Source organism: Bradyrhizobium sp. (assembly GCF_036009065.1).
Lineage (GTDB): Bacteria > Pseudomonadota > Alphaproteobacteria > Rhizobiales > Xanthobacteraceae > Bradyrhizobium.
The window spans coordinates 1-12710 of the sequence record NZ_DASYMN010000003.1 but is presented as its reverse complement, the minus strand read 5'-3'; the positions used below and the strand labels follow the sequence as shown (position 1 = coordinate 12710).

At 63.0% G+C, this 12710-nt stretch carries 11 protein-coding genes; 6 read left to right on the top strand and 5 right to left on the bottom strand.

Annotated elements, in window-relative coordinates; all coding sequences use genetic code 11:
* Positions 1–184: 184 nt before the first annotated feature.
* From VGP39_RS00070 to VGP39_RS00050, 5 genes are all read left to right on the top strand, one after another.
* Positions 185–1162, top strand: coding sequence for a small ribosomal subunit Rsm22 family protein (locus VGP39_RS00070; protein WP_327566073.1), 978 nt, complete (start codon positions 185–187; stop codon positions 1160–1162).
* Between the two features lie 355 nt (positions 1163–1517).
* The gene (locus VGP39_RS00065; protein ID WP_327566072.1) at positions 1518–2078 is read left to right on the top strand and encodes a LemA family protein; all 561 of its coding nucleotides are present in this window, start codon (positions 1518–1520) and stop codon (positions 2076–2078) included.
* 158 nt (positions 2079–2236) lie between these two features.
* Positions 2237–3394, top strand: coding sequence for a M48 family metallopeptidase (locus tag VGP39_RS00060; protein ID WP_327566071.1), 1158 nt, complete (start codon positions 2237–2239; stop codon positions 3392–3394).
* Positions 3395–3540: 146 nt separating this feature from the next.
* Positions 3541–4305, top strand: coding sequence for a hypothetical protein (locus VGP39_RS00055; protein ID WP_327566070.1), 765 nt, complete (start codon positions 3541–3543; stop codon positions 4303–4305).
* A 152-nt stretch (positions 4306–4457) separates the two neighbouring features.
* Positions 4458–5126: a hypothetical protein gene (locus VGP39_RS00050; protein WP_327566069.1), complete on the top strand. Its 669-nt coding sequence runs from the start codon at positions 4458–4460 to the stop codon at positions 5124–5126.
* A 166-nt stretch (positions 5127–5292) separates the two neighbouring features.
* Here the strand turns inward: VGP39_RS00050 and VGP39_RS00045 are convergent, their stop codons facing one another.
* From VGP39_RS00045 to VGP39_RS00035, 3 genes are all read right to left on the bottom strand, one after another.
* On the bottom strand, positions 5293–5838 hold the full coding sequence (locus VGP39_RS00045) for an adenine phosphoribosyltransferase (protein WP_327566068.1): 546 nt from the start codon (positions 5836–5838) through the stop codon (positions 5293–5295).
* A gap of 159 nt (positions 5839–5997) precedes the next feature.
* Entirely contained in the window at positions 5998–8160 is a 2163-nt protein-coding gene (locus VGP39_RS00040; RefSeq protein ID WP_327566067.1) for an anthranilate synthase component I, read from the bottom strand.
* 237 nt (positions 8161–8397) lie between these two features.
* On the bottom strand, positions 8398–8628 hold the full coding sequence (locus VGP39_RS00035; protein WP_327566074.1) for an AbrB/MazE/SpoVT family DNA-binding domain-containing protein: 231 nt from the start codon (positions 8626–8628) through the stop codon (positions 8398–8400).
* 147 nt (positions 8629–8775) lie between these two features.
* On the opposite strand from VGP39_RS00035, the gene VGP39_RS00030 reads away from it, so the two are divergent.
* Complete coding sequence (locus tag VGP39_RS00030; RefSeq protein ID WP_327566066.1) at positions 8776–9780, top strand: VOC family protein; 1005 nt, start codon at positions 8776–8778, stop codon at positions 9778–9780.
* A 6-nt stretch (positions 9781–9786) separates the two neighbouring features.
* Here the strand turns inward: VGP39_RS00030 and VGP39_RS00025 are convergent, their stop codons facing one another.
* On the bottom strand, positions 9787–10461 hold the full coding sequence (locus VGP39_RS00025) for a dienelactone hydrolase family protein (RefSeq protein ID WP_327566065.1): 675 nt from the start codon (positions 10459–10461) through the stop codon (positions 9787–9789).
* Between the two features lie 329 nt (positions 10462–10790).
* Positions 10791–12710 (bottom strand): cytochrome c1 (locus VGP39_RS00020; RefSeq protein ID WP_327566064.1); only part of this gene is annotated, 1920 nt, incomplete at its 5' end.

The following is a 12710-nucleotide window of genomic DNA, read 5'->3' as shown; positions in this document are numbered from 1 at the left end:
CGACAAGAACGTGGCGTGATTTTTTTACCCTCCCCTGAAGGGGGAGGGTCGGTGAGCGAAGCGAACCGGGGTGGGGTGACCACCGCTTCACCCAACTGTGCGGATCGATGAACATCGGCGCTGCAGCACCCCACCCCGCCTGCCTTCGGCAGGCGACCCTCCCCCTCCAGGGGAGGGTGGAGAAATGACTGCCCCCGATCTGCCCTTCGACCTCAAAGCCGCGATCGAGACAAAACTGCACGGCCTGCCGCGTAGCGATGCCGCCGAGCGGTCGGCGGGAATATCGGTAACCTATCGCAGCGGCGGCAGTTCGGCGGCAATCCGCACCGAGGCCGATGCGCTGGCTTATGCGCTGGCGCGGATGCCGGCGACTTACGCTGCCGTCATCGCAAGCCTGAATGCGCTGTGCCAGGTCCGGCCGGATTTCGCGCCGAACAGTCTGCTCGACATCGGGGCCGGCCCGGGAACGGCGACATGGGCCGCGGCGGAAACATTCCCGTCGCTCGCGGATTTCACGGCAATCGACGCCAACGCCGCCTTGCGGACTTTGGCGCTCGATCTGTTCGGTAAAAGCCCGCGTCTCTCCGATATTCGCTACACGCGTGGCGATGCGCGCGCGACGCTCGCGAATTCCGAAGCCGCCGACCTCGTGATCGCGAGCTATCTCGTCGGCGAGATGGACGATGCAGAACGCGCCGCGCTCGCCGAGCGGATGTGGGCCAAAACCCGCGATACGCTGCTGATCGTCGAGCCCGGCACGCCGGCGGGATACGCGCGGATCATTACGCTGCGGGCGCAAATGATCGCACTGGGCGGCCATATCGCCGCGCCCTGCCCGCACGACGGCGAATGTCCGCTCCTGGCGCCGGACTGGTGTCACTTCACGCAACGGCTGCCGCGTTCGCGCGCGCATCAACAGGTCAAAGGCGCCGAACTTCCGTTCGAGGATGAAAAATTCGCTTATGTGGCGCTGACCCGCACGGCGATCGCGCGGCGTCCCGCCCGCGTGCTGGCACAGCCCGATGTCGGCAAGGTCGAGGTGACGGCAAAACTCTGCACACCGGAGGGCCTCGTGATTACGAAAGTGCCGCGCCGCGCCAAAGCGGACTACGCGCGCGCCCGGCGCTGGCGCTGGGGCGACGCGGTGATGGAGGAGCGGTAGCCATACCGACCCATCAATGCTGCCGCGATGGCAATCGCACTGCCTCGCCCCTCACCCGGCGCTACGCGCCGACCTCTCCCCGCGAAAGAGCGGGGCGAGGTTAAGAAAGCGGCGCCGCGAATTCACCTCTCCCCGCTCTTTCGCGGGGAGAGGTCGGATCGCTCTTGCGATCCGGGTGTGAGGGGCAAGGCACTGCGCTCACCCCATCATGACCTCCTCGGGTCGCAGCCCTCCCCTTGAACTTGTCGCGTCTTGCGTCCGACCAAGACAAACCCCACCTCCCGCGGCTCTGCCACGCGTTGCGTTTTTCATCTAGAGTGCCCGGCATTCGTCGCCCCATCAGGAGTCCTCCCCAATGTCGACCGGCTGGATCGTTCTCGGCGTCATCATCGTCCTCGTGCTTTTCGCTTTTGCGGCCTACAACCGCCTGGTCGCGCTCAGCCAGCGGGTCGGGCAGGCGTTTGCCGACATCGACGTGCAACTCAAGCAGCGCCACGACCTCATTCCGAACCTGATCGAAACCGTGAAGGGCTACGCCGCGCATGAGCGCGGCACGCTCGACGACGTGGTGAAGGCGCGCAACGCCGCGATGTCGGCGCAGGGGCCGGCTCAGGTCGGCGCCGCCGAGAATCAGCTCAGCGGCGCGCTCGGCAGGCTGATCGCGCTGTCGGAGGCCTATCCGGACCTCAAGGCCAACGCCAACTTCCAGCAGTTGCAGACCGAACTGTCCGACCTCGAAAACAAGATCGCCGCCGCCCGCCGCTTCTTCAACAATGCGGTCCAGGAATACAACACCGGCATCCAGCAGATGCCCGCCGCGCTGTTCGCCGGCACCTTCGGCTTCACCCGCAAGGAGTTTTTCGATCTCAGCGCCAGCAGGACCGAAGTCGAGCAGGTGCCGACGGTGAAGTTCTGAAGCCTGACCATGCAGCGTCATTGCGAGCCAACGGGTCGGCGCAAAGCGCCGCCCGATGATAAACTCCGCGAAGCAATCCAGCCTTTTTAGGCAGCAAGAACTGGATTGCTTCGTCGCAAGTGCTCCTCGCATGACGAGTAACCGGAGCAGAACAGCCCATGGCCGCTTACGGTCTCTACACGCATATCGCGTCGAACAAGTTCCGTTCGATGCTGCTGCTTGCCGGGCTGTTCGTGCTGATCTATGTGCTGGTCTATGCCGGCGCGCTGATCGCGGAAGTCGTCATCAACAGCGATGGGTCGATCGACTATTACCTTGCCGCTGCCGCGCGCGATCTGATCAAGGCGTTTCCCTTCGCCACCATCGCCGCCGCGCTGTGGATCGCCATTGCGTATTTCTTCCATCAGTCGATCATCGACGCCGTCACCGGCGGCGAAGACGTGACCCGGCTGCAACAGCCGCGACTCTATAATCTCCTGGAAAACCTCTGCATCTCGCGCGGCATTCCGATGCCGATGCTGAAAGTGATGGACAGCGACGCACTGAACGCGTTCGCGACCGGGCTCAACCGACGCCAATATGCCATCACCGTCACCACCGGACTCTTAAGGGCGCTGAACGATCAGGAGATCGAGGCCGTGCTCGGCCACGAACTCACCCACATCCGCAATGGCGACGTACAGCTGATGGTGATCGCGGTGGTGATCGCCGGCGTGGTCGGCTTCTTCGGCGAACTGTTCTTCCGCTCGTTTTTCTACTCGAATTGGAATTTCGGCGGCGGACGATCGTCGTCCCGCTCGTCGTCGGACGGCGACGGCAAGGGAGGCGGCGGCGGCGCCATCGTCGTGGTCATCATCGCGGTGGCGCTGATCCTGCTGGCCTGGCTGCTATCGCAGGTGGTCAAGCTGGCGCTATCGCGCTCGCGCGAACTGCTCGCCGACGCCGGATCGGTCGAGTTGACCAAAAACCCCGACGCCATGATCTCGGCGCTGCGCAAGATCGAGCACCGCGGCGAATTGCCCGGCGCGACCTCGGCGGTGATGGAAATGTGCCTCGACAACCCGCGCGAGGGTTTTGCCGACCTGTTCGCGACCCACCCGTCGGTGGAGTCCCGCGTGGCGGCGCTGGTGAAATTCGCCGGCGGCCACGATCCCGGCCCGCAGGCATTGCCGCAGGATACGGACGACGGAGCCGATGCGCAGGTTGATCCCGGGCAATTGCCGCCGCCATCCGGCCCTTGGAGCGATGCCGATGCGCCCGCCGGAACGTCGCGGGGGCCTTGGGCCAGGCCTGCAGGGCCATGGGGCCGGCGTTAACGAATTTCGCAGGTTTGCTGCTCGCCCCGCCGTTAATGAATTGAATTACCCCTTGTTTCTGCCATGTTCGCGCCCAAAGCAGGCATGGGGACGTTTCGATCGACCTTCCGGTCGGGCGTGGCATTGCGCTTTCCAAAGGGGTTTTCATGCCGAAGCCAGCAGTCATCGTCGTAGGCGCCGACAAGGGCGGGGTCGGCAAGACCACGGTCTCGCGCACCGTGCTCGATTATTTCAGCGCCAACAACGTGCCGACCCGGGCCTTCGACACCGAGTTTCCGCGCGGCACGCTGAAGCGCTTTCACCCTGACGTCACCGAGATCGTCGATGTGACCTCGACATCCGACCAGATGAAGATTTTCGACACCCTGAACACCGCCAACACCAGCGTCACCGTGATCGACGTCCGCGCCGGCCTGCTGTCGCCGACGCTGGCCTCGCTGCGTGATATCGGCTTCCTCGACGCCGCCAAATCCGGCCAGATCACGTTCGCGGTGTTCCATATCCTCGGCCCCTCGATCGCCTCATTGGACGAGATCGCCGAGACCGCCAACTTCATGCAGGGCGCCAAATATTTCCTGGTGAAGAATTTCATCAACAACACCAGCTTCTTCGAATGGGACCAGGCCACCTACAACTCCTATTTCCACCGCATCAAGGACGCCACCGAACTGACCATCCCCAAGCTCAACGAAATGGCCTACGAGCAGGTCGAGGTCGCCTCGGTGCCGTTCCTCAAATTCGTTGCCAACAAGGGGCTACATGACGAGACCGAGAACTATTCCTTCGTGCTGCGCGGCTATGTCAGGCACTGGCTGGCCGCGGTCTGGAGCGAGTTCGACCGCATCAAGCTGACCGACATCGTCGGCTCCAAGGACTCCAAGGAAAAGGCGTCCCGCGGCGGCGAGAAATAGTCCCCCGTCATTCCAGGACGCGCGGAGCGCGAGCCCGGAATCCATAACCACCGCTGGGAGTGGATTCCGGGCCTGCGCCAAGAGGCGCATCCCGGAATGACGACTTATCAACGCATTTGACTGGCTTTGACAGTTCATCCGATATTGCGCGGATGCGCCGCACGCCCGTTTACATCATCTGCTCGCCCCGCCCGCTGGTCGGCAAAACGCTGATCGCGCGGCTGCTCAGCGAATTCTTGTCGCTGCAGCGCGGCTCGGTCAACGCCTTCGACATCAACCTGAAGGAACCGTCGCTGCTGGATTATTTGCCGAAACTCACCGAGACCGCCGACGTCGACGACACTTTCGGCAAGATGCAGCTGATGGATCGCCTGATCCTCAATGACGGCATCGCCAAGGTGATCGATCTTGGCTTTCACGCCTTCGACGAATTCTTCAGGATGTCGGAGGAAATCGGCTTCATGAAGGAGGCCGCGCGGCGCGGCATCGCGCCGCTGGTAGCGTTCGTCGCCGACACCGACCGCGCCTCGGCGCGCGGTTATGACATGCTGTCACAACAAATCCCGCCCCATGCACTGCTCACCATCGACAATGAATTTGTGGTGCGGGGCGAACTGCCCGAAGCGATGGGATATGGCCGCGTGCTCCCGATCGCCGCGCTGCCGGTGTTTTTGAAGACCTATATCGACCGGCTCGGTTTTTCCTTCACGACCTATCTGCGTAACGAGAAAGATACGTCGACCGAACTGCATCAATGGATCAGGAAGAACTATTTCAGTTTTCGCGAGATCGAGTTGAGCCTGATGCCGCAAAGGCCGTGATCTCTCCACCTCCCTGGAGGGGGAGGGTCGGCGAGCATCGCCAGATGCTCGACGGGGTGGGGTGACAGTCTCGCCCCGGGCACCGCTCGCAAGGAGAGACTTTCACCCCACCCCGCCGCGCGTTAACACGCGCGTCGACCCTCCCGCTCCAGGGGAGGGTAAGAAATCAATGCCCCTCGAATGACATCAGCGTGCGCACCGGCACGTCCATCGCCCGCAGTTTTGCGGCGCCGCCCAAGTCCGGCAGGTCGACGATGAAACATGCCGCCACCACATTGGCGCCGATCTGGCGCATCAGTTTGACGGCGCCCTCCGCAGTGCCGCCGGTGGCGACGAGGTCGTCGACCAGGATCACGCGCTCGCCGGGATGGATGGCGTCGGCGTGCATCTCCATCTCGTCGAGGCCGTATTCTAGCGAATAGGCGATCCGCACCGTGGTGTACGGCAGCTTGCCCTTCTTGCGGATCGGCACGAAGCCGGCCGACAACTGATGCGCCACCGCGCCTCCGATGATGAAGCCGCGCGCCTCGATGCCGGCGACCTTGTCGATCTTCGAGCCGGCCCAGGGCTGCACCAATTCGTCGACCGCGCGGCGGAACGCGCGCGCGTCGCCGAGCAGCGTAGTGATGTCGCGAAACAGGATGCCCGGTTTCGGATAGTCCGGGATGGTGCGGACGGCGGACTTCAGGTCGTGTTCAAGTGCTGGGTTCATCGGTGCGTTTTCTCAGGTAAGTTGTGATCGTTATTCGTCATTGCGAGGAGCCCCTGCGACGAGGCAATCCAGCCTTGCTTGCTGCTCTGGATTGCTTCGCGGAGTTTATCATCGGGCGCGCATGCGCGCGACCCGTTGGCTCGCAATGACAGCTGCATGTCAGTGCACGGCCTTCAGCCGGAATGCATTTTCCACGATCCGCAGTCCCACTTCACCGCCGAGCGACATCAGCGATTCCGGGTGAAACTGCACCCCGCCCACGGGAAGCGTCTTGTGTTCGATCGCCATCGCCACGCCGTCCTCGGTGCTTGCGGTCACATCGAGCACGTCGGGCATGCTGCCCTGTTCGACATAGAGCGAATGATAGCGGCCGATCACGATCTCACTGGGCAGGTTCTGCATCAGCTTTCCGCCGCGGACCTGGATCCGCGACGGCCGGCCATGCGCAGGCTGCCCGAGTTGCCCCAACTGCCCGCCAAAATATTCGCCGATCGCCTGCACGCCGAGACAGACGCCGAAGATCGGCAGCTTCTTGTCCAGCGCGGCACCGATGGTCTTGGCGATGCCGAAATCCTCCGGCCGCCCGGGACCGGGCGACAGCACCAGCAGATCATAGTTTTGCGTCTTCAGCATCTGCTGCGCGTGGACATGCCGGACCACGGTGACGGTAGCGCCGACCTGCCTGAAATAATCCGCCAGCATGTGCACAAAACTGTCGTCATGGTCGATCAGCAGCACCCGCTTGCCGGAGCCGGAGGCGTCCGGCGCGATTGCCGACAGCGGCTTTGGCGGATCGCCGCGCAGCGCCTGGAACAGCGCCGCGGCCTTGACCTGGCATTCGCGGTCCTCGGCGGCGGGATCACTGTCGAACAGACAGGTGGCGCCGACCCGCACTTCGGCGAGGCCGTCCTTCATCCTGATGGTGCGGATGGTGAGGCCGGTGTTAATGCTGCCGTCGAAATTCACAGCGCCGATCGCGCCGGCGTACCAGCGCCGCGACGAGCGCTCATTGTCCTCGACGAATTGCATCGCCCACAATTTCGGCGCGCCGGTCACCGTCACCGCCCAGGCATGGGTGAGGAACGCATCGAGCGAGTCGAAACCCGGCCGCAGCACGCCTTCGACATGATCGACGGTGTGAAACAGTTTTGAGTAGGTCTCGATCTGCCGCCGCGCCAGCACCTTGATGGTGCCCGGCACGCAGACCCGCGCCTTGTCGTTGCGGTCGACATCGGTGCACATGTTGAGTTCGAATTCGTCTTTCTCGGAATTCAGCAGCTGCCGGATCTGCTCGGCGTCGCCGATGGCATCGACGCCGCGCGCGATGGTGCCGGAGATTGGGCAGGTTTCGACGCGCCGTCCGTCGGAGCGGACGAACATTTCCGGCGACGCCGCCACCAGGAATTCGCCGTCGCCGAGATTCATCAGGGCGCCATACGGCGAAGGATTGATCCGGCACAACCGCTGGAACACTTCCGCCGGCGAGCGCTCGCAGGGCTCGGCGAACAGTTGCCCCGGCACTGCCTCGAACAGGTCGCCGCGCGCGAATGCCGCACGGGCAGTTTCCACGGTGGCCTGATATTCGCCGGGCGCGTGATCGGCAAAACCCTGCCGCGGCGTGTTGGCGTAGACGCTTTCCGCGGTCTCGCGCGGCAGGCCGTTGGTGGATTTTCCCTTCCACGCAAAGTCGTAACTCAGGATCACGCCGCGCCCCGTGGCGCGGTCGTAAGCCAACAGGCGATCCGGCACATACAGCACGATGTCGCGCTGGTCGCTTTCCCGCGCGCGTTTTTGTACCAAGTCTTCCATCTGGAATACGAGGTCATAGGCGAAGGCGCCGAACAGGCCGAGCAGCGCATCGTCCTTGGCGCCCAGCGCGGCGACCAGATCGCGCACCAGCGACATCACGCTGGCGCGCCGGGTGCGCTGGTCCTCGTCGACCGGCGCGTCGCCACGCAGGATATGGCCGGCGAGACGCGTGGCGGTCTTCTCGTCGATGACAACGCAGGGCTCGCGCAAGCTATCGCCGAGAAATGAGATCAGTACTTCGCCGCGCGCATTCAGCGCTTCGAGCGAGAATTTCGATCCTACCGTTTCCAGCCGCAGCGGCGGGTCGGAAAAACCAAGGTCAAAACTGTCATAACGGCCCGGCACCGTGGTGCCCGACGACAGCACCACGCCGCGGCGGCGGTCCAGCAGCTCGATCAGATCGTCCAGCCGGTCGGCGTGACCGGTGAACTGCTCCACCGCCCGCGTCACCGCGAGCCCGCCATTGGTGCGGTATTCGCTGTGCTCGGCAAGCGAGAAAACGGTTCTGTTCATGACATCCTCTTACGAAACTTGCCGAGGGAACGCCACACAAGACAAACCAAAAGGCCGTCGCGCTGCGATGACGGCCTTCGACGATTTAAGGGAATAGAAATCGCACCGGCCAGCTTTTACAAGCTGCGCCACCACAGACGGGTGTTGCGGACGACGGTGTTCATGGGCGGGAATGAGCCATGGCGCAGCGGGGCTGTCAAGGCGACGTCGGCATGCCGCCGAACGGATTGATGATCTTCAGCGGCTATTCGCCTCATCGCGGTCGAACTTGAAATCGGCCGGCAGAATGCCGCGGAAACGCCGCAACCGCCTTAGCAATTCCTCCCGGTCAGCCTTTTGCGCAACGTCGAGTGTCCGAGTGCCAGCAAGACGGATTTCGATGTCGTCGCCCTCTTTCAAATCGAGGATTTCGACAATAGCCGCGGGCAGCCGGATGGCGAGACTGTTACCCCATTTGCAAACCTTCATGGCGTCACTCCAGATCGGCACCTTCAAATGTATCAAAGGCAGCCGTCAAGTCACCCAGATGTTTCCTAAAAACTCCGCCGCCCTATAAGATTGACCTCGTGCGCGGCCCTTCCGATATTTGATGGGCTGGTTCGCGGGAGAAACCGGATGACATTGCAAGCCCTTGGATATGTCGGGTTCGGATCGTCCGATCTCGACGATTGGCGGCAGTTCGGGACCGGACTGGTCGGCCTGCAGGCGGTCGAGCGTACCTCGTCGTTGCTGGCGTTCCGGATGGATGACCGCAAGCAGCGCATTGTCATCGACCGGTCGCTTCCCGAAGGCGAGCGTTTCTTCGGCTGGGAGGTCGCCGACGCGGCGGCGCTCGACGCGCTTGCGGCCAAGCTCGAACAGGCCGCAGTCGAAGTCACGTCCGAGCCCGGCACGCTCGCCGACAACAGACGCGTCAAGCGGCTGATGTCGTTTCGCGATCCCGCGGGCAATCGTCTTGAGGCATTCTACGGCGCCGAGATCGACGAGTCGCCATTTCTTCCGGGCCGTTCGATTTCCGGTTTTCGCACCGGCCCGCTGGGGCTCGGCCATGCGGTACTGACGGTGGAAAACATCGACGCAATGATGCCGTTCTATGTCGACGTGCTCGGCTTCCAACTCAGCGACTACATGCAAAAGCCGTTTCGCGCCTATTTCTTCCACATCAATGCACGGCATCACAGCCTCGCTTTGATCGAGACCGGCCGCAACGGCATGCACCATCTGATGGTGGAGCTGTTTTCGCTCGACGACGTCGGCCAGTGCTATGACATCGCGCTCAGCCAGCAGGACCGCGTCAATGTCACGCTCGGCCGCCATACCAACGACTTCATGACCTCGTTTTACGCAAAGACCCCATCGTCATTCATGGTCGAGTGCGGATGGGGCGGCCGCGAGATCGACCCATCGACGTGGCAGCCGTTCGAGTTGATGGACGGCCCGAGCCTGTGGGGCCATGAGCGCGTCTGGCTGCCGCCTGCCGACCGCGAAATGGCGCGCGAGATGCGGATGCGCGCGGCGGCCGCCGGATTGCGTGCGCCGGTGCAGGTCGCGGACGGCAACTACCGCCTGTTGTCGGGCACATGCGCGTGGTGGGATGACATCAGCCGCTGCGCGGGCTGACAGCTCTTATCCCAGATGCTTCTTGAAGAACTCGGTCGCCCTGCCCCAGGCGAGCTCCGCCGCCGCGCGGTCGTGCACCGACTGCCGCTGCTCGTTGACGAAGGCGTGTTCGGCGTCATAGCGGAACAGCTCGAGCGACTTGCCGGCGGCCTTCATCGCTTTCTCAAAACCATCGACCAGCGCCGGCGTGCACCAGTCGTCCTTGTTGGCGAAATGCGCCTGCAGCGGAATCTTAACATCGGCCGGCTTCGCCGCTTGCTCCGGCGGAATGCCGTAGAACACCACGCCCGCGCTCAGTTCGGAGATTTTGGCAGCGCCGATGATGGTCACGGCGCCGCCGAGGCAGAAGCCGGTGAGGCCGACCTTGGCGCCGTTTCGCTTCAGGTACTGCGCGGCGCCGCGCACCGTCTGCGTCGTCGCGTCGATGAAATCCAGCGAGTTCATTTCCCTGCCCGCGGCATCGGTGTCGTGATACGGCACCACCTTGCCGTTATAGAGATCGGGTGCCAGCGCATCGAAGCCCGCCACCGCGAAGCGGTCGCACAGGCCCTTGATCTGTTCGGACAAGCCCCACCATTCCTGGATCACCACCACCCCCGGCGCATCGCCGCGCGCGGCATTGGCGAGATAGCCGTCGGCGTCCTTGCCGTCGGGGCGCTTGAAGCTGATGTGGGTGCCCATGGTGGTCCTCCGCGGATGTTGTGGAATTGTTGGCGGCTATTTTGTCCGCAGTGCGATGATAAGGCAATCGGGCCTTCTTAACCTCGCCCCGCTCTTTGCGGGGAGAGGTCGGAGCCGCAGCGCAGCGAAGGCTCCGGGTGAGGGGCGAGGCAGTGCGCCCAATTCAAGTTCGGATTTTATGGGTCGCACGGCAACGCATCGATCAGAGACTGAGTTAATGTCGGTCCGACCCGAGAGGCCGCAATCTCGATAACTTCAGTGCCTCGCCCCTCACCCGGATCGCAAGAGCGATCCGACCTCTCCCCGCAAAGAGCGGGGCGAGGTAAGGATCAATGCGCGTTGGCCCAGACCTTTTTCTTGGTGAAATACAATAGCCCCGCGAAGATGATCATGAAGATCATCACCTGCAGGCCGAGGCGCTTGCGGGCTTCCATGTGCGGCTCGGCGGCCCACATCAGGAATGTCGAAACATCCCTGGCGTATTGATCGAGCTTCTGCGGCGAGCCGTCGTCATAGGTGACCTGATCGTCCGAGATCGGCTTCGGCATCTTGATGGCGTGGCCGGGGAAAAAGTGGTTGTAATACGAACCCTCCGGCAGCTTGAAATCCTTCGGCGGGTCGACGTAGCCGTGCAGCAAGGCATAGACGTAGTTCGGTCCCTGCTCCTGGAACTGGGTGAAGAAGTCGAAGATGAACTTCGGAAAACCGCGCGCGTAGGAGCGCGCCTTCGCGATCAGCGACAGGTCGGGCGGCAACGCGCCGCCGTTGGCCGCGCGCGCGGCGTTGTCGTTGGCAAACGGCGCTGGAAATCTGTCGGCGAGCCGGCCGGGACGCTCGAACATGTCGCCGGCATCGTTGGGGCCGTCCTTCACCTTGAAGTCCGAGGCGACGGCCGCCGCCTGCGCCGTCGAGAATCCGGGACCGCCGGGGTCGGCGAGATTGCGGAAGGACAGCAGGCTCATCGAATGACAGGTGGCGCAGACTTCCTTGTACACCTTGTAGCCGCGCTGCAGCGCGCCGCGGTCGTATTTACCGAAAGGGCCGGCGAACGACCATTTTTGCGACGGCGGCGTATCCTGCTGGTCGGCCGCCCTGGCGCTCTGCGCGCTTCCGGCGAACAGCACAGCTGCGACCGCGAGCATGATCACGGTGGAAACCATCGGCGTTTTCAACGAGCCGGTTTTCGCCAGCACGTCATCGGCGATCGAATTCGGGACCGGACGTGGCTTTTCGATCCGGCTCAGGATCGGCAGCACGATCAGGAAATAGGCGAAATAGGCGAACGTCAGGATTCGCCCGGCGATGACGTAGATGCCTTCAGGCGGCTTGCCGCCGAGCCAGCCGAGCAGCACGCAGACGACGACGAAAATCCAGAAGAACTGCTTGGCCAGCGGCCGATATCTTGACGATTTGGTCCTGGCGGTGTCGAGCCAGGGCAGGAATGCCAATATGAGGATCGCACCGAACATCACCACCACGCCGCCGAGCTTGTTCGGGATGCTCCGCAGCATGGCGTAGAACGGCAGATAGTACCATTCGGGCACGATATGCGCCGGCGTCACGCCCGGGTTGGCCGGAATGTAGTTGTCGGCGTCGCCGAGATAGTTCGGCATGTAGAAGACAAACCAGGCGTAGAAGATGATGAAGCACGACATGCCGAACGCGTCCTTGATGGTCGCGTGGGGCGTGAACGGCACCGTGTCCTTCTCGGTCTTCGGCTCGACGCCGGCCGGATTGTTCTGGCCCGCGACATGCAGCGCCCAGACGTGCAGCACCACCACGCCGGCGATCACGAACGGCAACAGGTAGTGCAGCGAGAAGAAGCGGTTCAATGTCGGGTTTCCGACCGAATAGCCGCCCCATAGCAATGTCACGATGCTTTCGCCGAAATACGGGATCGCCGAGAACAGGTTGGTGATGACGGTAGCGCCCCAGAAACTCATCTGGCCCCACGGCAGCACGTAGCCCATGAAGCCCGTGGCCATCATCAGCAGGTAGATGATCACGCCGAGAATCCACAACACCTCGCGCGGTTCCTTGTAAGACCCGTAATACAGGCCGCGGAACATGTGGATATAGACGGCAATGAAGAACATCGATGCGCCGCTGGCGTGGAGATTGCGCAGCAGCCAGCCGTAATTGACGTCGCGCACGATGCTTTCGACGGAATTGAACGCCATGCTGGCTTCCGGCGTGTAGTGCATCGCCAGGATGACGCCGGTCACGATCTGCACCGCCAGCATGAAGGA

Bases quoted from the DNA above. Each gene is read 5' to 3' on its own strand.
- VGP39_RS00025 (WP_327566065.1), bottom strand. From the start codon at position 10,461: ATGGGCACCCACATCAGCTTCAAGCGCCCCGACGGCAAGGACGCCGAC.
- VGP39_RS00060 (WP_327566071.1), top strand. From the start codon at position 2,237: ATGGCCGCTTACGGTCTCTACACGCATATCGCGTCGAACAAGTTCCGT.
- VGP39_RS00035 (WP_327566074.1), bottom strand. From the start codon at position 8,628: ATGAAGGTTTGCAAATGGGGTAACAGTCTCGCCATCCGGCTGCCCGCG.
- VGP39_RS00055 (WP_327566070.1), top strand. From the start codon at position 3,541: ATGCCGAAGCCAGCAGTCATCGTCGTAGGCGCCGACAAGGGCGGGGTC.
- VGP39_RS00045 (WP_327566068.1), bottom strand. From the start codon at position 5,838: ATGAACCCAGCACTTGAACACGACCTGAAGTCCGCCGTCCGCACCATC.
- VGP39_RS00070 (WP_327566073.1), top strand. From the start codon at position 185: ATGACTGCCCCCGATCTGCCCTTCGACCTCAAAGCCGCGATCGAGACA.
- VGP39_RS00040 (WP_327566067.1), bottom strand. From the start codon at position 8,160: ATGAACAGAACCGTTTTCTCGCTTGCCGAGCACAGCGAATACCGCACC.
- VGP39_RS00065 (WP_327566072.1), top strand. From the start codon at position 1,518: ATGTCGACCGGCTGGATCGTTCTCGGCGTCATCATCGTCCTCGTGCTT.
- VGP39_RS00030 (WP_327566066.1), top strand. From the start codon at position 8,776: ATGACATTGCAAGCCCTTGGATATGTCGGGTTCGGATCGTCCGATCTC.
- VGP39_RS00050 (WP_327566069.1), top strand. From the start codon at position 4,458: ATGCGCCGCACGCCCGTTTACATCATCTGCTCGCCCCGCCCGCTGGTC.